Source organism: Acinetobacter sp. AR_0276 (genome assembly GCF_003000705.1).
In the GTDB taxonomy this organism is placed as follows: domain Bacteria; phylum Pseudomonadota; class Gammaproteobacteria; order Pseudomonadales; family Moraxellaceae; genus Acinetobacter; species Acinetobacter nosocomialis.
The window spans coordinates 1,896,788-1,921,694 of sequence record NZ_PSQO01000004.1; the positions used below are offsets into that span (position 1 = coordinate 1,896,788).

Sequence of the window (24,907 nt, forward strand, 5' to 3'; positions counted from 1 at the left end):
ATGGTATTGATTGGGAAGTTAAAGAACAAAGTATTTGCCAATTCTGTTTGGATGATGTCTGAAAAACTAATTTCAATTTTTGGTTTAATCTTTGTTACCTCATTTGTTGCAAAGTATATAGGTCCTGAAAACTTTGGAAAGCTAACCTTTGCAAGTTCAATTTTTGCGATCATTCAAACAATTGCAATGTTTGGATCGGAAAATATTATTTTTCAAAAAACATCTAAAAACAAAAAAATAGGTGAATATATAATTGATTCCACAAAAATAATTAGAGATATTCTGTATCTTGGCTTTTCATCACTTACATTGTTTTATATTTATTATGCTACTGATTATCTAACTTTTGTATTTTCACTTGCGACAAGTGTGGCGATTTATTTTGCTGTTCACGATGTATATTTAATATATTTTAATGCAATTTTGCAATCTAAAATAAATGCATATTGTAATATTTTAGCTTTGATTATTTCACTAATTATAAGATATTGTATCGCAAAATTTCAGTTAGCAATAGAGTTATTATGTATTCCGATAATAATGATTACCTTGGTACCTTTTTTTATTAGAAAGTATTTGTATGCACAGAAAAAAGTGAGTGAAAGTGATATTGTAGTAGAAAAATTTAAGCGTTATCGAAAATTTATGTTGGGTGTGGGGCGTAAACTTGCTTTCTACTCACTTTCAGTTGCAATTTTTACAAAAACATCGCAGTTATTTCTAGGTATTAAGTCCCAATATGATTTGGGTATTTATACTGTAGCAATGACATTGGGGAATAGTTTCTATTTTGTTTTGGTTGCAATAATTTCTTCATATTTTACACAAGTTTATGTTGAGAAGGATTTTGAAAAAAGCCAAAATATGGTTGCTAAGCTAAGTTTGGTTATCATTTTAATCTGTCTGTTAGTAATGGTTATTTTTTCTTTAACAGGACATTATATTATTGAATGGTTATATGGTAAGCAATATGCAAGTGTAAATAATATTCTAATATTTACAGTATTTGTTACGTTATTTTCAGGGCTTTCCACAATTGCGGAGAAGTATTTGTTGAAATTTAATGCATATGACTATTTGAAGAAAAAAACACTTTATTTAGTTGTCTTTAATATCATACTAACAGCTTTTTTTGTTCATTTTTGGGGTTTAAATGGTGCAGTTTTTGCCATTTTAACTACAGAAATTATGTCATTTTCTATATTTAATTATTTTTATAAAGATAGAATCATACTCGATGTTCAAAAGAGAATTTTTTTACCTTCCACTTATAGAAAAGAGTACAACTAATGATAATTTTAAGTATAATTGTTCCTATATATAAAGTAGAAGAATATATTGTTGAGTGTATTGAGAGTATATGTAATCAATTGATCAGTGGCGTAGAGATTATTTTGATTAATGATGGTACGCCTGATAGATCTATGGCTTTAGCACGTAATTATATTGCTCAGAAATATCCTCATTTTGAAAAACAATTTGTTTTTATTGATCAAAAAAACCAAGGACAAAGCGTTGCTAGAAATAATGCATTAAAAATAGCAAAGGGTGAGTATGTTGGATTTTTGGATTCAGACGATTATTTATTACCAAACTATTTTTATGAATTAATAAAAGTTATAAATGAGAAAAAAGTAGAAATAATTCATTTTAATGCTAAACAATATGATACAGATAAAGGTTATGTTGAGAATATTTGTTTTGTTACACATAGTAAAATTTCAATAAATGATGAATCCTATAGAGAAAAGTTGTTTTTACAGTCTTATTGGTATCCTTGGTTAAGAGTTATCAAAAAAGACATTCTAAGTAAATTTGCTTTTGATATTAATGTGTATATGGAAGATAAGCTGTATTTTCCAAAAATTTATTACTTTGCAAATGGTCTAGAAATTTTTGAATTGCAAAAAGAACTTATTTGCTACAGACATAGAGAGGGTAGTTCAATTAGAAGTGGGTATCCAGCACCTCTTCTAAATGGAATTGACTTAGGGATAAAGAAATTTATACCAACAAATAAATATCCTCTTTATTCTATTATTTATAATCAATTTTTATCTCAAAAAATATCAATAATGATAGATAGAGGGCAAAGTTTGTCTACAGTCTATTCATTTGTTATTAGTGAGGAGGCAAATATTAAGCTAAATTATAGAGTTAGTTATAAGATTTTTTTGTTAAAGTATTTTCCTTTTATCTATCTAGTGTTATTAAAGTTAAAAAAGAAATGGGTGTGAAAGAATATGGATATGGTTTTTAAAAATAATAAAATAATAGCAACTGTAATTTTTTTAACATTTAATATTGTTTGTATTTTATTTTACTTTTTTGGAATTTTTAATGACTTAAGTGATAGCTTCTATCATAAGTTTTGTGAATTTTTATATATATTAAACTTTGCCCTAATCCCCTTTTTGTTTTATATTTATAGGGTGAAAATATTTTCTCCTCAAGGCTTGTTTTATATATCAAGTTGTTTGTTTGCTTTAGGTAGAGTTTTTTTAAGTTTTTTTGGTTTATATCGAGATTACTATGAATTGTATTGGGGGCAGCTTTTTTATTTTAATAATTTAGATTTTTTTGAGAGTTTAATTTTTTGGCAATTATCGTTATCTTCTTTTATATTAGGTAGCTTGATTTTTTCTACTCGGTTAGAGTTTAATATACAATTAAGCAATTTGAATTATAAAAAAACATTTTATATTTTAAACTTTTTAAGTGCAACTATACTTTTTATTTTATGGTTTCCAATATCCTATGAAATGATTTCAATGTTTATGGTAGCTGGTTATGAAGGGTTGTATACAGGTCAGGCGGATTATAGTTTTGGTGCTCAACGTATAGCAAGTTTACTTCTCCCTATAATGGTAGCAACCGGTGTTTTATGCAATAATAAAAGAAGTTTATATTTTTCTTTATTTATTCTGTTTTTGTATATATTAGTAAATCTATTTGTTGGTCAAAGAGCACTTTTATTTGTTTGGGTATTAATTTGTTTATGGATGTATAATTTAATAACAAAAAGAGTTTTACCTTTTTTTAAAATTTCATTACTGGGTATTTCTTTAATGATTTTTGCACAATTTTTAGAAAGCTTTAGAGGAGGTCGAAGCGACTTTGGTTTAGAAAATCCTCTATCAAAATTTATTTATGTACAAAGTCTAACTTATATATTGCCATCAATAGTAAATAGTTTACATGCAGAATGGCCTCCATTGACTTATGTAACAATGTTTTTTCCTGTAGCTGGTTTGTTTTCATCGTTAGGTTTAGTGACAGGAAGCCAAAATTATAATTCAGGCGCTTTTTTTGCTTATACATTAAATAACTCTTTATTTGATAATGGGTTTGGTTTAGGGTGGTCTGTTTTTTTAGACTTGTATATTTTAAGTGGACGTAATTATTTGTTATTAAGTTTTTTTTCTTTTATATTAGGATTAGTTTTTTGTTATTTAATAGAAAAATCTAAAAAAAATGTATTGTTTTTATACGTATTATTGTCTTCGCTTCCTGCTTTTATGTTCGCACCACGGAGTTTGATGTATTCTATTAGTTCTGGTTTAATTTATTCATTTGTCTGTTTCCTCCTTATTTTTATTTTTGTTATTGTTATTAAAAAGAGATAGTTAAATGACTTTTGAGCAGCCTTTAATAAGTGTTTTGATTCCAGTTTACAATGTTGAAGCTTTTGTTAAAGAAGCAGTCTTTTCAATTTGTAATCAAACATATAAAAATATTGAAATAATAGTAGTTGATGACTGCTCTACTGATAATACATACAATATAGTTGCTGAATTAGCTATGATTGATCCAAGAATTAGACTTTATAAAAATGATAAAAACTTAAAAATAGTAAAAACTTTAAATTTCGCATTAGAACAGGCAAAAGGAGAATTCATTGCAAGAATGGATGGCGATGACATAAGTACGCCAGAAAGACTAGAAAAACAGTTAGAATTTTTGTTAAAAAATCCTCAATATTATTTAGTGGGTTGTCATGTTAATACTATAGACCCTAATAATAGAATAATTGGTAAGCAAGAAATGCCAATCAATGATAATATTATTAATAAAACAATAAAGTATAGTTCGCCAGTTCTACATATTTGGTTAGCTAAGCGAGAAGTCTATACTAAACTTAAAGGATATAGAGAAATTCCTGGTGCTGAAGACTATGATTTTTTATTAAGAATGCATTCATTAGGTTTACTCTTTACTAATCTAAATAGTTATGAATATTCAGTTCGTATTCGTGACGGGAATACTACCTCTACAATTGGTTTTAATCAGAGATTGATGTCAAATTATGTGCTTGATCTATATGAGATGAGGCTAAAAACTGGAAAAGATGATTTTAGTGAATTGAATGTTTCACAATATTTAGAAAAATATTCTAAATATAAAGCGGATTTTGATCAGTCAAATATTTTTTTAAAATCTGCATTTATGGCAAAGGCTGATAAAAAGTTTTTGAAAATGTTATTTTTTATAGGCTTATGCGTCATGAAATCCAGATTTCAATTGCAATATCTTTTAAAGCGATTGGTTTTTAAAATAATTACGATAGGCTAAGCTATGAAAATTCTTTTTGTAATTAATTCTTTAAAGAACAAATCTGGAACTGAACGTGTTGCCATTGAACTGGCAAACAAATTATCACTCATGGCTAATTATGATGTTACTCTCTTAAATAGAGAGTCGATTAAAAATAATACAGCTTATCCAGTTTCTGATAATGTAAATGTAGTGGCAATATCAGGTAATTTCTTTGAATTTTATAAAAAATTAAAGATACATATTTCTCTTCATTCTTATGATATGGTGATTGTACATAATATGGGTAAGTTATCTTTATTATGTTCTCTTTTACCTAAAATCAAAAAATTGGTTACATTAGAGCATGTCTCTTTTGTTAGTCGGCCGAAAAAAGTTCAAATCTTAAGTAAATTCTTTTACAAGTGGGTTGATCAGGTTGTTACCTTAACCCAAAAGGATAAAGAACAATTTGATAAATTTCATTCTAAAGTTATTGTTATTCCCAATTTTTCACCCTTCCCTATTGTCTCAGAATCTCCGCTGAGTAGTAAACAAATTGTAACCATAGGTCGTTTAACCGATCAGAAAAATTATCTTCATTTATTGAAAGCTTGGAAAAAAATATATCAAATGATACCAGAGTGGCACCTTAATATTTATGGTGAAGGTGAACACAAAAAAATGCTACAAGATTATATTGAGGAGAACTCTCTACAGCGCGTGATTTTGAAAGGAAGTACATCAAATGTGCAAGAGGTATATAGACAATCAGACTTTTTTGTAATGTCGTCTAAGTATGAAGGTTTACCTATGGTTTTAGTAGAGGCGCAGAGTTTCGGGTTACCGATTGTTTCTTATGATTGTCCTTTTGGACCAAGTGATGTTATTCAAAATCATAAAAATGGCTTGTTGGTTGAGAACCAAAATATTGAGGCATTGGCAGATGCGATTTTACAACTTGCTTCTTCTCCAGATATGTTGGCGCAATTCTCACAAAATTCATTGATCAATGCTAAAAAATATCAGCCTGAACAGATCTTAAAAGTTTGGATTGAAAAGGTTTTGGAAGGTTAAAATTGTATGTTTTCGGTTCTATTATCTCTATATCATAAAGAAAAACCTGAATATCTAGAAAAGTGTTTTGAAAGCATTTGGGATAATCAGAGCTTGAAGCCAAGTGAAATAGTTTTAGTTTTAGATGGACCTATTGGAGAGCAACTCACAACTTCTGTACAGGAGTGGCAAGTTAAAATCGGTGAAAAACTAAAAGTAGTTGCGTTACCGAAAAACGTAGGGCTTGGCAAGGCATTAAACGAAGGGCTAAAACAGTGTAGTGCTGATTGGGTTTTTCGTATGGATACTGATGATATTTGTACATCTGATCGGTTTGAAAAACAACTTGCTTTCATAAAACAAAACCCCGATGTTGTTCTGTTTAGTTCTCAAGTAATGGAATTTAATAAAGATATTACTGATGCCGATGTAATCAAGTCTGTGCCTTTAAAACATGACGAGATTAAAAAATTTGCACAAAAACGTTGTCCCTTTAACCATATGACCGTCGTGTACAAGCGTGATGTTATTTTATCTCTCGGAGGTTATCAGCATCATTTATTTATGGAAGACTACAACTTATGGTTACGTGTAATTGGGAATAATTATAAAGTTGCGAACTTACCTGACATCCTTCTATATGCTCGTGTTGGTAATGGTATGCACGCACGACGTAAAGGTTTCCAATATATTAAAAGTGAAAAACAGTTACTAGATTTAAAAAAACAACTAAAGTTACAAAATCCTGTATATGCTAATATGCTGTTTCTGATACGGTCTGCGTTTAGACTGTTGCCAGCAAATATGCTAGGTAAAATTTATAATACCTTTCTTCGTAAAGATATTAAAAAATGAGTGAATGAAAATATGAAACGTTTAGTAGACATAGTCATTTCTTTAATAGCTCTAACCGTACTGTCGCCAATATTTTTGATAGTTGCTTATAAGGTCCGTAAAAATTTAGGTTCACCCATATTCTTTTATCAAGAAAGACCTGGGAAGGACGGAAAATTATTTAAAATGATTAAGTTCCGTTCGATGAAGGATGCTTTTGATGCGCAGGGGAATCCATTGCCAGATGAGGCTCGTATTACTCCATTTGGGCAGAAGTTGCGTTCTACTAGCTTAGATGAAATGCCACAGCTTATTAATGTCTTAAAAGGTGATATGAGTGTGGTGGGTCCTCGTCCAATGTTAAAAGACTTTGTTTCTTTATATTCTCCAGAACAAGCACGTCGCTTAGAAGTCCGTCCTGGAATGACTGGTTTAGCTCAGGTCAGTGGGCGTAATGAACTGGATTATGAAGAACGGTTTAAATGTGACGTTTGGTATGTAGACAATCATAGTGTTTGGGTTGATTTTAAAATCATGTTTAAAACAGTTAAAGTGATGTTAAGACGCGAAGGTATTAATGCACCAGGACATGTAGGACCATCTTTATTTAAAGGTAATGACGTCCAAGAAAATGTCGACTCATCTGTAAAGTAAATTTTATATCTTGAAATATTTCTTATGATCAAAAAAGCAGTTTTACCAGTAGCCGGTTTAGGAACGCGTTTTTTACCTGCAAGTAAGTCAATTCCAAAGGAAATGGTTACCGTTGTTGATCGCCCAGCTATTGAATATGTAGTGCGTGAAGCGGTGGAAGCAGGAATTGAACAGATTATTTTAGTGACTCACTCTTCAAAAGCTTCGATTGAAAATTATTTTGATCGAAACTTTGAATTAGAAACAATATTAAATGAAAAGAAGAAATTGGATTTGCTTGCAGAGATTACGCAAATTGTTCCTTCTCATGTGAGTGTTGTGAGTGTACGACAGCCTCAACCTCTAGGCTTGGGGCATGCTGTTTTATGTGCGAAAAGTGTAGTAGGACAAGATGATTTTGCTGTGCTATTACCAGATGTATTGGTGAAAGATAGTTCGGGGCAGAATGATTTATCGCGTATGATTTCTCGTTATGATGAAAGTAACGCGGCACAGATAATGGTAGAAGCGGTGCCTGATCACTTGGTAGATCAATATGGTATTGTTGATGTTGCACAAAGTCCAAATGAAGGCGAAAGCATTGCTATGCAGGGTATTGTTGAAAAACCTGCTGTAGGTTCTGCACCGTCTAATTTATCTGTTGTTGGTCGCTACGTTTTACCTGCAAGAATTATGGAACTACTCGAAAATACACCAAAAGGTGCGGGTAATGAAATTCAACTAACAGATGCAATTGCGATGCTGCAACAGACTGATGTAGTTGAAGCCTATCGTATGCAAGGTCAAACCTTTGACTGTGGTAGTAAGCTTGGTTATTTAAAAGCTGTTCTACACTATGGTGTTGAACATCCTAAATTAGGAAATGATTTTAAACAGTTGATTCAAGAACTTAAATTATAAAATTTTGTAGCTCAACTTAAGTGTTTGTAAAAAACAATGAATATGTGAGCTGTTCAATATATTCTCTTCCCAGTACGGGAAGAGAATTCTATAGAATATTAAAATCAGGTGTACAATGAAAATCGCGGTATTTGGAACCACCTTGCACGCCGGTGTAATGGCAGCGTTACTAGCTGAATATGGTAATCAGATCTATTGGTGTACAAGTGTCACCTGTGAAGAAAATATATCTGTACTTTCATATCAAGATCAAGAAGTTAATCATTATTTAAATAAACAAAGAAAGGCAGGTTTTTTAACAGAAAGTCCTTTTTCTCAAATTCCTTTAGATATTGAAGTTTATTTATTTTGTTTTAGCCCAACACAAATAGAACTTGCCTTAAAAACGGTTGAGAAGTTAAGTGAACGTCCAATTGTTCATCCAAGGTTAATGGTTAATGGCTCAACTTTTGGTTTACATGGTACAGAAAAATTAAAGCAACATTTACCTAAAGACGAGTGGGTCTATTTCCCTGACGTGATTCAAGAGGGTAATGCGATTAATAGTGTACTCAATGTAAAACATGTCATTGTTGGTGTTGAATCAAGCTATGCTCAAGACATAATGCAAGAGTTATTACGTCCATTTTTCCGTTTTAGTTATCAATATTTATTTATGCCGATTTTAGATGCCGAATTTACTAAGCTCAGCATTTCAGGCATGTTGGCGACTAGAATTAGTTATATGAATGATCTTGCTCTAGTTGCGGAAAAGTTAGGTATTGATATTGCCAATGTAAAGCATGGCATTGCTGCAGATACACGTATTGGCGCAGCTTATTTATCAGCAGGTGTTGGATTTGGCGGTGAAAATTTTTCACATGATATTTTAACACTCTCCAGTACGGTTTCTGAAACAGGTGCGAAAAGCCGTCTTCTAGAACAAGTGTGGGCGATTAATGAACAACAAAAAGAAATTTTATTCCGTAAATTATGGAACTATTATCATTGTGACTTGAGTGGAAAGACAGTTGCAATTTGGGGGGCTTCATTTAAAGAGAACACTCCAAGCACACATAACTCACCTATTCATATCTTATTGGCTGCTTTATGGGCCCAAGGTGTAAAAGTACGGTTACATGACCCGCAAGCTCTTGATGAAATTGCAGCTTTATATGGCAGTCGAGAAGACCTGATTTTATGTGCTGATCAATATGAAGCAGCACAAGGAGCACATGCTTTATGCTTAGTCACGGCATGGAAGCAGTATTGGAGTCCTGATTTTAAACAGTTACAACAATTGATGCAGCATCCTCTTATTTTGGATGGGCGTAATATTTATGATCCAGCATATGTGAAATCTAAAGGTTTTGCTTATGAAGGAGTAGGTCGATTATGAGTAAATCTATCGAGAAGTTTCCCAAAGAGCTAGTTTCCCCTATCGCGCAGCTTCATTCTTTGGTTGAGAAAAATTCAAATTTAAATATAAAAGAATTATTTGCATCAGAGCCCGATCGATTTCAGCAATACTCTGTAAAGTTCGATCAACTGGTTTTTGATTATAGTAAGCACCGTGTGACTAAAAGTGTGTTAGAGCAATTGGTGGCTTTAGCAAAAACTAAACAATTGACTCACTGGATTGAACGATTATTTTCTCAAGATAAAGTCAACTGTACCGAACAGCGTGCTGCAATGCATTGGGCTTTACGTTTACCATTAGAATATTCTAAATTTCCGGAATTAACTGAAAAGGTCCATAGCCAATTGCAGCGTATGTATGCGTTGGTTGAAAAAATCCATGCTGGACAATACCGTGGCGCCACGGGTGAAGTCATTCAAGATGTCGTTAATATTGGGGTAGGGGGATCTGATTTAGGGCCTCAAATGGTGACCCATGCATTATCGGATTTTAAAGTAAAAACAGCTAAACCACTCAATGTTCATTTCGTATCAACAATGGATGGTAGCCAGTTGTCGGAATTGCTTCATCAACTGCGTCCAGAAACAACGTTATTTATTATTTCTTCGAAGTCATTTGGCACTATTGATACTTTATCCAATGCACAAACTGTTCGACAGTGGCTTGAGAAAGCGTTAGGGAAACACGAACGGGTGGTAAAAAGCCATTTTATTGGTGTTTCTACAAAAGCTAACAAAATGTCAGAGTGGGGGATTGCTCCTGAAAATCAATTATTACTTTGGGATTGGGTGGGTGGACGTTATTCTCTTTGGTCGTGTATTGGGTTACCTATCGCATTGTCGGTTGGAGTTGAAGGTTTCCAACAGCTTTTAGCTGGTGCCCATGCTGTTGATGAACATTTCCAAAATACAAGTTTTGAGCAGAACATACCTGTGCTTATGGCATTATTAGGCGTCTGGAATAATAACTTTTTAAATATTCAGACCCATGCTGTATTACCTTATGATGGCCGTTTAAAATATTTTGCAGCTTATTTGCAACAGCTCGAAATGGAGTCTAATGGTAAATCGGTACAACGTGGTGGACAAAAAGTTGAATTAGATACTTGCCCAATTGTATGGGGTGAAGTTGGGCCAAATGCTCAACATGCCTTTTATCAGTTACTCCATCAAGGAACTCAGGCAGTAAGTTGTGATTTTATTGCCCCTATACAACGTTATAATGCAGATCATTTTACCTATGTAGAAAATGCTGAAGCATTAGTTGAGCAACATCATCTTGCGCTTTCAAACTGTTTAGCACAATCACGTTTATTGGCTTTTGGTAATGAAGCTCTAGATACAAAAGAACTGGAGAGTTTACCTATTTATAAGCAATATGAAGGAAACCAGCCAAGTTCAACATTACTTTTAAAAGAGCTTAATCCTTATAGTTTAGGGATGTTGATTGCTTTATATGAGCATAAAGTATTTGTTCAGTCTGTAATCTGGAACATTAATCCCTTTGATCAGTGGGGAGTGGAAAAAGGTAAGCAGATTGCTGACCAGTTACTCCCGATTTTAAATGGTGTTCAAAACGATCTTTCAACACTCGATGCTTCAACGCGTGGATTAATTAAAATTTTATTAGGAAAAATAGATGGCTAAAATTCTGGTGACTGGCGGTGCTGGCTATATTGGTTCACATACCTGTGTAGAGCTTTTGAATGCTGGCCATGAAGTTATTGTTTATGACAATCTTTCAAATAGTTCAGAAGAGTCTTTAAATAGAGTTCAAGAACTCACTCAAAAAAGCTTAACTTTTGTAGAGGGTGATATTCGTAATGCAGATGAGCTTGATCAGGTATTTCAAAATCATACCATCGATGCAGTTATTCATTTTGCAGGTCTAAAAGCGGTTGGTGAAAGCCAGGAAAAACCCCTTATTTATTTTGATAATAATATTGCAGGTAGTATCCAACTGGTTAAGTCAATGGAGAAAGCAGGTGTTTATACACTTGTGTTTAGCTCATCTGCAACAGTATATGATGAAGCGAATACGTCACCTTTAAATGAAGAAATGCCCACAGGTATGCCAAGTAATAATTATGGTTATACTAAATTGATTGTTGAGCAATTATTACAAAAATTGTCTGTTTCTAGTTCTAAATGGTCGATTGCTTTACTTCGTTATTTTAACCCGGTAGGTGCACATAAAAGTGGGCGTATTGGCGAAGATCCACAAGGTATTCCAAATAATTTAATGCCTTACGTTACACAAGTTGCTGTTGGCCGCCGTGAAAAACTTTCTATTTATGGTAATGATTACGATACAGTAGATGGTACAGGTGTACGTGATTATATCCATGTTGTTGACTTAGCTAATGCACATTTATGCGCTCTCAATAACCGTTTAAAAGCGCAAGGTTGCCGTGCATGGAATATTGGAACGGGTAATGGCTCATCAGTATTACAGGTTAAAAATACCTTTGAACAGGTCAATGGCGTATCTGTTGCTTTCGAATTCGCACCACGCCGAGCAGGTGATGTAGCGACTTCATTTGCAGATAATGCCCGTGCTGTAGCTGAGCTGGGCTGGCAGCCTCAATATGATTTAGAAGATATGTTGCAAGACAGCTGGAAATGGCAAAAACAGAATCCAGAGGGATATAAAAATTGATTATTTAATTTTTCTAAATATCAAACACCTATTGTTATAATACTCAGATAAAGCTCTTTTCTAAATAGAGGCTACAGTTGTAGTGATTACTTTCATGCTAGTATTCGCCACAATCCTGTTAGCCTCTTTTTTGTCGTCATGGTTTTTCTACGTCAACAATTGTTATTTATTTTTATTGCTTTTTTATCCACCTGTCTAGGTGTATATGTTGCGTGGGATATGAATCTGAGTTTAAGTAAATTTTATACTTATTTCAGTTTGCACCGAGCATGTTTTTCTTTGCTCTTTAATTATACAGTGATTCAACTATTTTTTATTTTACTGGGACGAAAGTATGCAGCACTGATCCTCAGCCAACTTGTTGTTATTTTTCTTAATTTTATTAATCAAAAGAAACAGCAGTATTTGTTTAGCAACTTAAGTCCAGAAGATATTTTCTTGGTGCCTGAAGCCATGAAGGCATCGCCATGGTTATTGCAATTGGTCTTTTTTGCCCTCATTGTGGTTTTCATGGTGGTGTTACTGGTTGCCGTTCGTAAAGAAAGTAAAGCGACATTTCATACATATGTACCAAATATTATAATTTTTAGTCTATTATGCTGTAGTTTGGTCTACATAAACTTTATTAAAAACCCCAATGGAGCATGTACCAGCGAAAGCAAACCGACTTTTTGTATATATTTAAATTCATTTCCTAATACCCGAAATAATTGGGTTGGTGATTATCGAAATATTCAAGACTATGGTTTTACGACCTTTTATGTTTCTAAACTGTTAGATAATGTCACCAGTATTTTGTTGCCTAGTCGAAAAGTATCTGAACAGACCATTCAGCAGTTAATGAAACAATATAATAAGCCAGAAGAAGTAGTGCAACCGAATAAATCACAGCGGTATCCGAATATTGTGGTGGTGATGGAAGAGTCGTATTGGGATGCTCGGCTGTTAGATACTCAGTTACCTCAAGATATGGCTCCATTTTTTGATAAAAATCAGGTTACACATTTATTATCACCTTCGTTTGGAGGAGGAACGGCCAACGTCGAATTTGAGGTATTGACCAGTTTAAACACTACTTTTTTTCCCAATGAATTGCTATATGTGTCTAAGCTGAAAAAAACAGTTTATGCTTTACCGTTTTACTTAAATACCTTGGGTTATCAAACAGTTGCCATGCATAATAACTATGGAGACTACTACAATCGTAACACGGTTTATCCAAATTTGGGTTTTCAAAAGTTCATTTCATTGGAGAATATGGTTGCGAAAAGAGATCAGGGGCAACTGTTTAATGCAGGTGGCTGGGCAAGCGATGATGTGATTTTTAAATCTCTTCAAGATACACTGAAGCAGAATCCAGACCAGCCAAAATTTATTTATGCAATCACGGTGGAAAATCACCCGATGTATAATGATGAGCGTTATGGTAAACAAGACTTTAAGTTTAGTCAGACTTTATCAGAAACTGATCGGCGGAAATTGAGTACTTATACAGCAGGTACTATACGTGCCAATCAAAAATTGCTTGAGTTAAAGCAGTTTTTAAAGACATTAAATCAACCAACAATTTTATTGGTATTTGGTGATCATTTACCAAATCTACAAGGAGTATATGATACTTATAATTTTTTTAAAGATGACCCCGAGCGGAATAATTTAAAAAATTATCAAACACCTTTTGCAGTGTGGAGCAACTACAAGCTTAGTAAAAAAGTGTTTAAACAGCCGTACGTTGCTGCGAGTTTTGTAGCACCGAAATTACTGCAAATGTCGGGTATACCGCTCTCAAATTATTATCAATTTATTCAGCAAGTTTCACAGTGTTATAACGCAGTTCATCAAAAGTTTCTATTGTCTGGGGAAAACTGTGATGTCGATCAAAAGGCGCTGTTAGAACAGTATAAAAATCTAAATTATGATGTGCTAGATGGCAACAATCATACTTATCAACTATTGAAGAATTAGTAAAAAAAGGATGGCAATAAGCCATCCTTTTTTATGTTTTGAAAATTATGACTGAATCAACCCAGTTAATTCATCTACATAATGCTGCATTGGCTGAGCTTGACGATCTGCACGGCTTTCAATGTTGAGACGCAGTAAAGGCTCAGTGTTTGAAGCACGGACATTAAAACGCCATGCACCAAAGTCGAGGCTTACACCATCGGTACGATCAATTTCCGGGTTTTGAGCAGCATAGAAATCAAAAATCTTTTGAATCGTAGTTTGTGTATCAGTTACTTTAAAGTTGATTTCACCACTACAAGGAAACTTGGTAATCATATTTTCAACGAGTGTTGAAAGTGATTGCCCTGTTTCAGAAAGCAGGGCAACCGTAAGTAACCATGGAATCATACCGCTGTCACAGTAAGCAAAGTCACGGAAATAATGATGAGCACTCATTTCGCCGCCATATACAGCATTGTGTTCACGCATAACGTCTTTAATGAACGCATGACCAGATTTTGACTGTACAGCAACACCTTTATATTCGTCGACGATATCAAATGTGTTCCACACTAAACGTGGGTCATGCACAATTTTTTCGCCTGACTGTTTAATCAAGAAAGCTTGGGCCAATAGACCAACAATATAGTAGCCTTCAATAAACTGTCCCTTCTCATCAAACAAAAAACAGCGGTCAAAGTCGCCGTCCCATGCAATACCCATATCTGCTTTATGCTCAAGAACAGCATTTCGGGTACTGTCACGGTTTTCAATTAAAATTGGGTTAGGGATGCCATTTGGGAAAGTACCATCTGCTTCATGATGAATTTTAATAAATTCAACCGGTACATTAAGCGCTTTAAATTTTTCTTCAATGGCATCAATTACATGACCAGCTGCACCATTACCCGCGTTTACCACTAACTTTAATGGACGGATTTTTGCAGGTTCAATATAAGTAATTAAGTGATCAACGAACTCAGGCAAAATGTTATAGCTTTGCGTTGTACCTTTTTGGCTAACTTCTTCAAAGTTATTAGTTTCTGCTAAAGCCTGAATTTCTTTTAGACCCGTATCTGCACTAATTGGACGAGCATTTTCGCGAACCAATTTCATACCGTTATAGTCCATTGGATTATGACTTGCAGTAACTTCAATACCACCTTGGACATCTAGATGGAAAGCGGCGAAGTAGACTTCTTCAGTACCTGTCATGCCTAAATCAAGGACATTGACACCCGCATCATTTAACCCGCGGATGGTCGCTTGTTTTAAACCCTCACTGCTTAGACGAATATCACAACCTACAACCACAGTCTTTGGTTTATAGATTTGTCCGTAAGCGCGGCCAATTTTATAGGCGATTTCTTCATTCAATTCGGTGCCGAGTTTGCCTCGGATATCATAAGCTTTAAAACACGTTAAAGTAGTCATTATTCAATTCAATACATGTGGTTTGAGTTGTGTGCACATTATACATAGATCATGAAACAGGTATGTTTATAGTTTTATATTCAAATTTTTCACTTCATTTCTGTAGTTCATATTTAAGTTTATAAGAAAGTATTTTTACAACTTTAGTCTAATAAATAAATTTCTAAATTAGAAATTGCTTGATTTTACTCAGCCTTATTGGTCTTACCAATTATGATGGTTATTTAATGATTGATCTTACCAATATCTGTGTTTATGATGCGATCTGTGGTTTAAGGAACAACATTTGCACTTAAATTTTAATTGGTCATACCAATTGTGTTGAATGTTTAAAGATTTAAGGTAAAAAAATTCGCCCCGGCATTTCAAGGAGATGACAATGCTCAATATGTGGCAACAACTTTATGACCCTTTAAATAATATTTGGCTGTCTAGTGCGGTTGCGTTAATCCCGATTATTTTCTTCTTTTTGGCATTGGCTGTTTTTCGTTTAAAAGGCAGTATCGCGGGTACGGGCACAGTTATTATTGCATTATTGATTGCTCTCTTTTTCTATCAAATGCCGGGTCAAATGGCCTTTGCATCCATTATCTATGGTTTCTTCTATGGTCTATGGCCAATTTCGTGGATCATTATCGGGGCAGTGTTTCTATACAAGATTTCGGTAAAAACAGGCCAGTTTGAAGTTATCCGTTCAAGTATTTTGTCGATTACTGAAGACCAACGTCTGCAAATGTTACTGGTTGGTTTTGCATTTGGTACTTTCCTTGAGGGGGCGGCGGGCTTTGGTGCTCCTGTTGCAATAACCGCTGCACTACTTGTCGGTTTAGGCTTTAAACCACTTTATGCTGCTGGTTTATGTTTGATCGTAAATACAGCACCAGTTGCGTTCGGTGCAATGGGTATTCCAATTATTGTGGCTGGGCAGGTGTCAGGTGTAGACACTATGGAAATTAGCCAGATGGTAGGTCGTCAGTTGCCATTCTTAACGCTAATTGTGCTGTTCTGGATTATGGCGATTATGGATGGCTGGCGCGGCGTAAAGGAAACTTGGCCTGCGGTGTTGGTCGGTGGTGGTTCGTTTGCGATTGCCCAATATCTTACATCTAACTTTATTGGTCCTGAGTTACCAGACATTACCGCAGCAATTGCTTCATTGGTCAGCCTGACTTTGTTATTCCGTGTGTGGAAACCAAAACATATTTTCCGTTTTGAACCTGAAGCGGGTCAGACTTTGACTCAGCAACCTACAACAGTTCAACGTTATAGCATTGGAAAAATTGCTAAGGCGTGGTCTCCATTTGCTATTTTAACAGTCATGGTCACGATCTGGAGTATTAAGCCATTTAAAGCATTATTTGCAAAAGACGGTGCTCTTGAACACTGGATTTTTAAGCTTGAAGTGCCGTATTTGCATAGATTGGTCGAAAAAATGCCGCCAATTGTGGCAGAGATGAAACCATACGAAGCGATTTATAAGTTTGACTGGTTCTCTGCAACAGGTACTGCAATTTTTATTGCTGCAATCATCACTGCTATTTTCTTAAAAATGAAAGCAAGTGAGGCTGTAACAACCTTTGGTGAAACAATTAATGAGTTGAAAACACCGATTTACTCGATTGGTATGGTGTTGGCATTTGCTTTTATCGCGAACTATTCAGGTTTATCTGCAACTTTAGCTTTGGCTCTAGCACATACAGGGCATGCGTTTACTTTCTTCTCACCATTTTTGGGGTGGCTTGGTGTGTTCCTTACAGGTTCAGACACCTCTTCAAATGCCTTGTTCTCGGCACTACAGGCAACTACAGCACAGCAAATTGGTATTCCGGAGGTGTTATTGGTTGCTGCTAATACCAGCGGTGGTGTGACTGGTAAGATGATTTCTCCGCAGTCGATTGCGATTGCTTGTGCCGCAGTAGGCTTAGTTGGGAAAGAGTCTGACTTGTTCCGTTTCACGGTAAAACATAGCATCATATTCACTGTCTTTGTTGGCATCATTATTACGGTTCAAGCTTATCTTGTTCCGTGGATGATTCCATAACTCCAGTGAAGGAAACGCGATGAGAATCTCCGATCAAGTGGTCATGAAATTGCAGGCATTAATTGAAGAGCGTCACATGAAAAAAGGTGACCGTTTGCCTGCCGAGCGCCAGCTTGCAACTAGCTTAGGGGTTTCTCGTCCGTCTTTGCGCGAAGCGATTCAACAGCTCAATAGTCAAGGTGTGCTCAGTAGCCGCCGTGGCGATGGGACTTATATTCAGCAGTTACCTGAACAGTGGCCACAGCAACTCATTGTGAACCCAATTAGTAACTTGATTGAAGAAGATCCGCTGTACCGTTTTGATGTGCAAGAGGCGCGGTTATTACTTGAAGGTGGCACGGCATGGTATGCCGCATTGCGCTCAACTCCTGAAGACCGCGCCAAAATCCATCATTATTTTAATGAAATTAGTCGCCACCAAAATGCGGGTGACTCAGCACAGGCTGCTGTGGCTGATGCTGAATTCCACTTAGCAATTGCTGAAGCATCTCACAATGTGGTGCTGATTCAAATGATGCGTAGTCTATTTGATTTGTTGCAATACAACGTCTTGTTAGGACGTAAAAAGGTTTATAACGACCCCATAAATGGTGACTTGCTCAGCGAGCAGCATTTTCAGGTGATGGATGCTATTGATCGTAAAGATCCCGAGGCCGCACGCCAAGCTGTTTGCGGTCATATTGAATTTGTGATTAATCATGTACGTTCTCTGAATGAAGACGAAGCTCGTCAGAAACGTGCGAACCGTTTAAATAGAGTTGATTCAAAATGATTATTTCTTCTGGCAATGATTACCGTGCTGCGGCACAACGTCGCTTACCTCCATTTTTATTTCATTACATTGATGGTGGAGCGTATTCGGAATATACCTTAAAGCGTAACGTACAAGATTTGTCAGAAATTGCATTGCGTCAACGTGTGCTCAACGACATGTCAGCGTTAAGTTTAGAGACAAAACTGTTTAATGAAACGCTGTCGATGCCAGTTGCTTTGGCGCCTGTAGGCTTAACAGGTATGTATGCACGCCGCGGTGAAGTGCAGGCCGCGATGGCAGCCGATAAAAAGGGCATTCCATTTACTTTATCGACGGTTTCAGTGTGTCCGATTGAAGAAGTTGCACCTGCGATTAACCGCCCGATGTGGTTCCAGCTTTATGTATTACGTGACCGTGGTTTTATGCGTAATGCTTTGGAACGTGCAAAAGCGGCAGGCTGTTCAACACTGGTGTTTACTGTAGATATGCCTGTACCGGGTGCGCGTTACCGTGATGCACACTCAGGTATGAGTGGGCCAAATGCAGCGATGCGTCGATATATGCAGTCTATGTTCCATCCGCACTGGTCATGGAATGTCGGCTTAATGGGGCGTCCGCATGACTTGGGCAATATCTCTAAATATTTAGGTAAACCGACTGGCCTTGAAGATTATATCGGCTGGTTAGGCTCGAACTTTGACCCATCTATTTCATGGAAAGACCTTGAGTGGATTCGTGAGTTTTGGGATGGCCCAATGGTGATTAAGGGTATTTTAGATCCTGAAGATGCCAAAGATGCTGTGCGTTTTGGTGCTGACGGGATTGTGGTATCGAATCATGGCGGTCGTCAGTTAGATGGCGTGATGTCATCTGCTCGTGCATTGCCTGCAATTGCTGATGCAGTGAAAGGTGATTTGGCGATTTTGGCCGACTCAGGCATTCGTAATGGTTTAGATGTGGTGCGGATGTTGGCACTCGGTGCTGATACAGTGTTACTTGGCCGTGCCTTTGTGTATGCTTTGGCAGCAGCAGGTGGTCAAGGAGTATCGAACTTGCTTGATTTGATTGATAAAGAAATGCGCGTTGCGATGACGCTCACGGGTGCTAAGTCGATTTCGGATATTAACGCGGATTGTTTAGTACAGGCGATTAAACAAGGTCTTTAGAAATAGTAAGTGAAGCAGTAAGCACAGCCTCAAAATTTGGTGATTTGCTAATGTTTTATGTATAGGCATTTGACACTTTTGAAAGGTCAAAAGTAACCAAAAACCCTTTGTTTCGATAACGGTACGTCCTTGCTACCGCATCGAAACAGCGGCATCCCTGCCGCCAACGCGTAGCCAATTTGAATTAAATCTAACACCTAGAGATTAGCTGCTAGTGCTAAGTGAAATGGTTTTGATCTTGCGTAGCTTTAGTCGCTACTCATGCCAAAACAAAAGTAATGGAATTAGCTACTTTAAATATTAGTTCTAAATGGAAAAACTCCCTTGAGCTTTTCTGATTTTTAAAAAACTATGTGGTAGGGATGACCAAAAGGAAACCATCATGCAAACACTTTCTCCTCAAGCAGTGATCGAACGTTTACAAAACATTGTAGGGCGTTCTTATGTTTTGACCGATGATCAAAGTACACGTCAGTACCGCCAAGGTCGTCGTTTTGGTGAGGGAAAAGTGCTTGCAGTGCTTGTACCAGGGACCTTACTAGAGCAATGGCAAGTGTTGCAGGCTGCAATTGAGGCAGACTGTATTGTGATTATGCAGGCGGCCAATACAGGACTTACTGGTGGTTCAACTCCGTATGGCGATGATTATGATCGTCCTGTTTTAGTCATGAGTACGCGCCGCTTAAAGGGCATTCAGGTCATTCATGACGGTAAGCAAGTGATTTGTTTACCGGGTGCAACCTTAGATAATTTAGAGCAAATTTTAAAAGGCTATAATCGAGAGCCTCATTCAGTCATTGGTTCATCTTGTATTGGGGCATCGGTACTGGGCGGGGTGTGTAATAACTCTGGCGGTGCCTTGGTACGCCGTGGTCCTGCTTATACGGAACTAGCTTTATATGCTCAGGTGAATGCTGCTGGTCAGTTAGAACTGGTAAATCATTTAGGGGTGAATTTAGGTTCGACTCCCGAAGAAATTTTGACTCGTTTAGAAAAACAGCAGTACCAAGCCGTAGATATTTTAGATGACAGCGAAAAGCAGGCATCGGACCATCGCTATGCGCACGATGTGACTCAAGTTGATGAAGATACGCCTGCCCGTTTTAATGCAGATCCGTCACGTTTGTTTGAAGCATCGGGTTCGGCTGGTAAAGTCTGTGTATTTGCTGTACGCCTTGATACCTATGAAAAAGTAGAGAGTAATGTCTTTTATGTTGGGACTAATGATGCTGATGACTTAACAGCCATCCGTCGTTATTTACTCACTTCATTGCCAAGCCTACCGATAGCGGGCGAATATATTCACCGCGATGCTTATTTAATTGGTGAAAAGTACGGGAAAGACACGTTCTTATTTATTGAAAAGTTTGGTACAGCCAATGTTCCAAAAGCCTTCGCCATGAAAGATAAAATCGATGGCTTTTTAGAAAAATTTAAAATTAAAGGTTTAACGGATCATATTTTACAGGCCATTACCTTCTTTTTACCGAGCCATTTGCCTAAGCGTATGACCGAGTATCGAGATCGTTATGAACACCATTTAGTGCTGCGTGTCGAAAATAATTCAAAAGCTCAGACCGAGCAGTTTTTAAAAGAATATTTTGCTGTGCACCAGTCAGGCGGTTATTTCGTATGTAGTGAAGAGGAAGGACGAAAGGCGTTCTTACACCGTTTTGCAATTGCGGGGGCGGCTATTCGTTATCGTGATACACACCGTAGTGAAGTTGAAGATATTGTGGCGCTTGATATTGCGTTACGTCGTAATGACCGCGAATGGGTAGAGCAACTGCCAGCCGAGATGGAAAATAAAATTCTCCATAAACTCTATTATGGACATTTCTTTTGTCATGTGTTCCATCAAGACTATATTCTTAAAAAGGGCAATGACCCGTTAGAGATGGAACATCAAATGTGGAAGTTGTTAGACGCGCGCCGTGCTGAGTATCCGGCAGAGCATAATGTCGGGCATCTCTACATTGCCAAGCCTGCATTGGCCAATTTCTATCAAAAACTCGACCCAACCAACAGCTTTAACGTAGGTATTGGTCATACCTCAAAACTAAAATATTGGGGCAAAGCTAAACCCTAAGATGGAGACATAAAAAAAGGCGCCGAAGCGCCTTTTTTAGTAGATGTCTTATGCTACTTCTACTGATTTAGCAAGCACTTCAGCCATCGCTTTAGCAACAGTGTAAACATTGTTCATGTTTAAACCTGCTACACAAATACGGCCACTACGTACTAAGTAGATTGCATATTCTTCACGCAAGATATCAACCTGTTCAGCAGTTAAACCTGTGTAGCTGAACATACCTTTTTGGTTTACAAGGTAGCTAAAGTCGCGGTCTGGTAATGCTTTAGTAAGTTCGTCTTTCAAGATGCTACGCATTTTAATAATACGCTCACGCATCTCTTTCACTTCACCTTGCCATTGTTGGTTAAGTTCAGCGTCATTTAACACTTCATCAACTAACCAAGCACCAGTTGTAGGAGGGCTAGAGTAAATACGGCGTACAGTCGCTTTTAACTGACCGAATGTGCACTGAGCAGCTTCTGCATCGTCACATACGAAAGTTAAGCCGCCAACGCGCTCGCCATATAAAGAGAAGATTTTAGAGAACGAGTTGCTCACAATGAAGTCTAGACCTGCTTGGTCTAAAGCACGGATTGCATACGCATCTTCTTCCATACCGTCACCAAAACCTTGGTAAGCGATGTCTAGGAAAGGAATAAGGTTACGATCTTTTAATACTGCAATTACTTGGTCCCATTGCGCTGGGTTTAAGTCAGCACCCGTTGGGTTATGGCAGCATGGGTGCAACAACACAATGCTTTGCTCAGGCAAAGTTTTAAGTGTAGAAAGCATACCGTCAAAATCTACACCACGCGTTTCTGCATCGAAATATGGGTAGAAATGAGTCTTAATGCCAGCGCCATTGAAAATCGCAACGTGGTTGTCCCAGGTTGGTTGGCTTACCCAAACGTCAGAATTTGGGAAATAAGTTTTTAAGAAATCCGCACCAACTTTCAATGCACCTGAACCACCCAGTGTTTGGATGGTTACAGCACGGCCAGCTTTAACTGCTGGGCTGTTTGCACCAAATAAAAGTGCTTGAATTGCTTCACGGTAAGGTTTGAAGCCTTCCATTGGCAAATAAAGTTTGGTTTTACCGTTCTTAGGCTCAATACGCTTTTGCGCCTCGATAATGGTCTCTAACTGAGGAACAATGCTGTCTTCGTTATAATAAAGACCAATACTCAAGTTTACTTTTTCAGAACGAGTATCAGCATTGAACTGTTCCATTAAAGAGAGAATTGGATCGCCTGCGTATGGGGGGATATGTTGAAACATCAAAAAAGTCCTTTCATTCAACAATATGCATAGTGCTGGGTTTTTTCTGTCTCGAAAAATACGCCACAACTATGTCGATGCTCAATAATGTATCAATAAAGCTACCGTGAAGCACCTGATAATTTCACTAATATCGATATTTTCTGGCTGAAAATGATAAAAAGATTTAAAAGAAATTACGGTAAATAGAAACTAATTTCTAACTCATGCTTTCATTCAAGCAGATTGTCTACAATCTTGCTGTAATACATTGGTTGTAGACTAAAGTTTGAAACAAAAGATTAGAGGTCGAAAAGCAACTAAAAAAGTACCATAAATTTATAGGTAAAATAATATTAAATAACTGTTTTATAAAGACTAATTATCAAGTAGTGGAATGCTATAAATATAAGGTGAGATAACAGGTTAAGCTATAAAAATTGACCTGATGCGTTCTGTAAAGTGTCAACAATCACCTTGATTTTTTTCATTCATCCCGCTATAAAACACATAATTGATTAAAAATTGTCGACAATATGCAAGATTTGACTTTCGCACCAGAGCCACTACAAAGTCAGGGAAGAACACTGACCGAGAATGTATTTAAACAAATACAGACGGCGATTGTTTTGGGTCAAATTCCGGCAGGTAGCAAAATTTCTGAACCTGAACTGGCGCGGACTTATGGCATTAGCCGTGGGCCTTTGCGTGAAGCGATTCATCGCCTTGAAGGGCAACGTTTGGTTGAGCGTACTGCACATGTGGGCGCGCGCGTGGTTTCGTTATCCTTGCAACAGTTCAAAGAGCTTTACCAGATTCGTGCGTCATTAGAAGGTTTAGCTTGCAAACTTGCTGCACAGCATATTGATAAAAAGCAAATTTTGGCGCTACGTGATGTCTTACGTATGCATGCCGAAGATGAAAACTTTAAAGCAGGTAAAGGATATTACTTGCAAGAAGGGCAGGACGATTTTCACTACTGCATTATCAAAAGTAGTGGCAATAAAACCCTAGAAAAAATGCTATGTGATGAGCTTTATCACCTCATCCGTATGTACCGAATTCAGTTTTCAAACACACCCGATCGACCGAGTAAAGCTTGGGACGAACATATCCGTATTTTAGATGCAATTGCAGAAGGTGATGGTGAACTTGCCGAGCTGCTGATGCATCGACATATCAATGCTTCTTACAAAATTATTGAGCAAACACTGCTACAAGCACAAGGAGAACATAACAATGGCTAAACAATCCGCAGGTCAGCTATTTCGCGATGCAGTAGCCCAAGAAAAGCCATTACAAGTGGTTGGAACCATTAACGCCAATCATGCACTTTTGGCAAAACGTGCAGGTTATAAAGCGATTTACTTATCAGGTGGTGGTGTAGCAGCTGGTTCTTTAGGCTTACCTGATTTGGGAATTAGTAACCTTGATGATGTGTTGACAGACGTACGCCGTATTACCGATGTATGTGATCTTCCATTATTGGTCGATGCGGACACAGGCTTTGGTGCTTCTGCATTTAATATTGCCCGTACTACAAAAGCACTTATCAAGTTTGGTGCTGCGGCAATGCACATTGAAGACCAAGTGGGCGCAAAACGTTGTGGTCACCGTCCGAATAAAGCCATTGTGACTCAAGAAGAAATGGTTGACCGTATTAAAGCAGCGGTTGATGCGCGTGGTGACGACAGCTTCGTGATCATGGCGCGTACCGATGCGTTAGCGGTTGAAGGCTTACAAGCGGCAATTGACCGTGCGGGTGCCTACATTGAGGCAGGTGCAGACATGTTGTTCCCTGAAGCAATTACCGAGCTTGATATGTACAAGCAATTTGCTCAGAAGACAGGCGTACCAATTTTGGCAAACATCACAGAGTTTGGTTCTACCCCACTGTTTACCACTGAAGAGTTGGCATCTGCCGATGTAAGCCTTGCGCTTTATCCACTTTCTGCTTTCCGTGCCATGAACAAGGCAGCCGAAACTGTGTATGAAACCTTGCGTAAAGAAGGCACGCAAAAGAATGTGGTTGATATTATGCAAACGCGTAAAGAGTTATATGAACGCATTAACTACTATGCGTTTGAAGACTACTTAGACAACGCATTTGCTAAAAAGAAATAAACCAACCCTCTTTAAAAAGAAGGGGGGAAACGATGGTCTTGGCTATCGTGAGGGCGGCATGGATGCCGCTACGTTG

General features: G+C 37.0%; 20 protein-coding genes. 18 read left to right on the forward strand and 2 right to left on the reverse strand.

Features of this window, described 5'->3' with window-relative positions; all coding sequences use genetic code 11:
- The 12 genes from CSB87_RS09895 to CSB87_RS09950 all read left to right on the forward strand — a co-directional run bounded on the left by CSB87_RS09895 (position 1) and on the right by CSB87_RS09950 (position 13,999).
- Positions 1-1,290: an oligosaccharide flippase family protein gene (locus CSB87_RS09895; protein ID WP_031952043.1), complete on the forward strand. Its 1,290-nt coding sequence runs from the start codon at positions 1-3 to the stop codon at positions 1,288-1,290.
- Positions 1,290-2,237, forward strand: coding sequence for a glycosyltransferase family 2 protein (locus CSB87_RS09900; protein ID WP_000584983.1), 948 nt, complete (start codon positions 1,290-1,292; stop codon positions 2,235-2,237). The genes CSB87_RS09895 and CSB87_RS09900 overlap by 1 nt, the downstream gene beginning before the upstream one ends.
- Positions 2,238-2,243: 6 nt before the next feature.
- Entirely contained in the window at positions 2,244-3,626 is a 1,383-nt protein-coding gene (gene wzy / locus CSB87_RS09905) for an O-antigen polysaccharide polymerase Wzy (protein ID WP_031952045.1), read from the forward strand.
- A gap of 4 nt (positions 3,627-3,630) precedes the next feature.
- Positions 3,631-4,572 (forward strand): glycosyltransferase family 2 protein, encoded by a 942-nt coding sequence (locus tag CSB87_RS09910; RefSeq protein WP_000142497.1) that lies wholly within the window; start codon positions 3,631-3,633, stop codon positions 4,570-4,572.
- Positions 4,573-4,575: 3 nt separating this feature from the next.
- A complete protein-coding gene (locus tag CSB87_RS09915) occupies positions 4,576-5,610 on the forward strand; it encodes a glycosyltransferase family 4 protein (protein WP_031952047.1) in 1,035 nt (344 codons plus the stop codon).
- 6 nt (positions 5,611-5,616) lie between these two features.
- Positions 5,617-6,444: a glycosyltransferase gene (locus CSB87_RS09920; RefSeq protein ID WP_031952048.1), complete on the forward strand. Its 828-nt coding sequence runs from the start codon at positions 5,617-5,619 to the stop codon at positions 6,442-6,444.
- 12 nt (positions 6,445-6,456) lie between these two features.
- A complete protein-coding gene (locus tag CSB87_RS09925; RefSeq protein ID WP_031952051.1) occupies positions 6,457-7,077 on the forward strand; it encodes a sugar transferase in 621 nt (206 codons plus the stop codon).
- A 24-nt stretch (positions 7,078-7,101) separates the two neighbouring features.
- Positions 7,102-7,977: a UTP--glucose-1-phosphate uridylyltransferase GalU gene (gene galU / locus CSB87_RS09930; RefSeq protein WP_031952053.1), complete on the forward strand. Its 876-nt coding sequence runs from the start codon at positions 7,102-7,104 to the stop codon at positions 7,975-7,977.
- Positions 7,978-8,092: 115 nt separating this feature from the next.
- Positions 8,093-9,355 carry a nucleotide sugar dehydrogenase gene (locus CSB87_RS09935; protein ID WP_031952056.1) on the forward strand — a complete coding sequence of 421 codons (1,263 nt, stop codon included), beginning with the start codon at positions 8,093-8,095 and terminating at the stop codon, positions 9,353-9,355.
- A complete protein-coding gene (gene pgi, locus CSB87_RS09940) occupies positions 9,352-11,022 on the forward strand; it encodes a glucose-6-phosphate isomerase (protein ID WP_031952058.1) in 1,671 nt (556 codons plus the stop codon). Before CSB87_RS09935 ends, pgi begins: the two co-directional genes overlap by 4 nt.
- Entirely contained in the window at positions 11,015-12,034 is a 1,020-nt protein-coding gene (gene galE, locus CSB87_RS09945; protein ID WP_031952060.1) for a UDP-glucose 4-epimerase GalE, read from the forward strand. The genes pgi and galE overlap by 8 nt, the downstream gene beginning before the upstream one ends.
- A gap of 138 nt (positions 12,035-12,172) precedes the next feature.
- Positions 12,173-13,999, forward strand: coding sequence for an LTA synthase family protein (locus CSB87_RS09950; RefSeq protein WP_031959533.1), 1,827 nt, complete (start codon positions 12,173-12,175; stop codon positions 13,997-13,999).
- Positions 14,000-14,044: 45 nt separating this feature from the next.
- On the opposite strand, the gene CSB87_RS09955 is transcribed toward CSB87_RS09950, so the two are convergent.
- A complete protein-coding gene (locus CSB87_RS09955) occupies positions 14,045-15,415 on the reverse strand; it encodes a phosphomannomutase/phosphoglucomutase (RefSeq protein WP_031952064.1) in 1,371 nt (456 codons plus the stop codon).
- A 373-nt stretch (positions 15,416-15,788) separates the two neighbouring features.
- Here CSB87_RS09955 and lldP point away from each other — a divergent pair, with 373 nt between their 5' ends.
- From lldP to dld, 4 genes are all read left to right on the forward strand, one after another.
- Positions 15,789-17,456 (forward strand): L-lactate permease, encoded by a 1,668-nt coding sequence (gene lldP / locus CSB87_RS09960; RefSeq protein ID WP_171071054.1) that lies wholly within the window; start codon positions 15,789-15,791, stop codon positions 17,454-17,456.
- Between the two features lie 19 nt (positions 17,457-17,475).
- Positions 17,476-18,228: a transcriptional regulator LldR gene (gene lldR / locus CSB87_RS09965; protein ID WP_019457940.1), complete on the forward strand. Its 753-nt coding sequence runs from the start codon at positions 17,476-17,478 to the stop codon at positions 18,226-18,228.
- The gene (gene lldD / locus CSB87_RS09970; protein WP_005079601.1) at positions 18,225-19,376 is read left to right on the forward strand and encodes an FMN-dependent L-lactate dehydrogenase LldD; all 1,152 of its coding nucleotides are present in this window, start codon (positions 18,225-18,227) and stop codon (positions 19,374-19,376) included. The genes lldR and lldD overlap by 4 nt, the downstream gene beginning before the upstream one ends.
- A 382-nt stretch (positions 19,377-19,758) precedes the next feature.
- On the forward strand, positions 19,759-21,465 hold the full coding sequence (gene dld, locus CSB87_RS09975; protein ID WP_106105069.1) for a D-lactate dehydrogenase: 1,707 nt from the start codon (positions 19,759-19,761) through the stop codon (positions 21,463-21,465).
- Positions 21,466-21,513: 48 nt separating this feature from the next.
- Here dld and CSB87_RS09980 read toward each other — a convergent pair whose 3' ends face one another.
- Positions 21,514-22,728, reverse strand: a complete 1,215-nt coding sequence (locus CSB87_RS09980; protein WP_031952072.1) for an aromatic amino acid transaminase — start codon at positions 22,726-22,728, stop codon at positions 21,514-21,516.
- Positions 22,729-23,243: 515 nt separating this feature from the next.
- Between CSB87_RS09980 and CSB87_RS09985 the strand changes: the two genes are divergently transcribed.
- On the forward strand, positions 23,244-23,954 hold the full coding sequence (locus CSB87_RS09985; protein WP_001153627.1) for a GntR family transcriptional regulator: 711 nt from the start codon (positions 23,244-23,246) through the stop codon (positions 23,952-23,954).
- A complete protein-coding gene (gene prpB, locus CSB87_RS09990; RefSeq protein WP_001118922.1) occupies positions 23,947-24,831 on the forward strand; it encodes a methylisocitrate lyase in 885 nt (294 codons plus the stop codon). Before CSB87_RS09985 ends, prpB begins: the two co-directional genes overlap by 8 nt.
- Positions 24,832-24,907 lie beyond the last annotated feature (76 nt).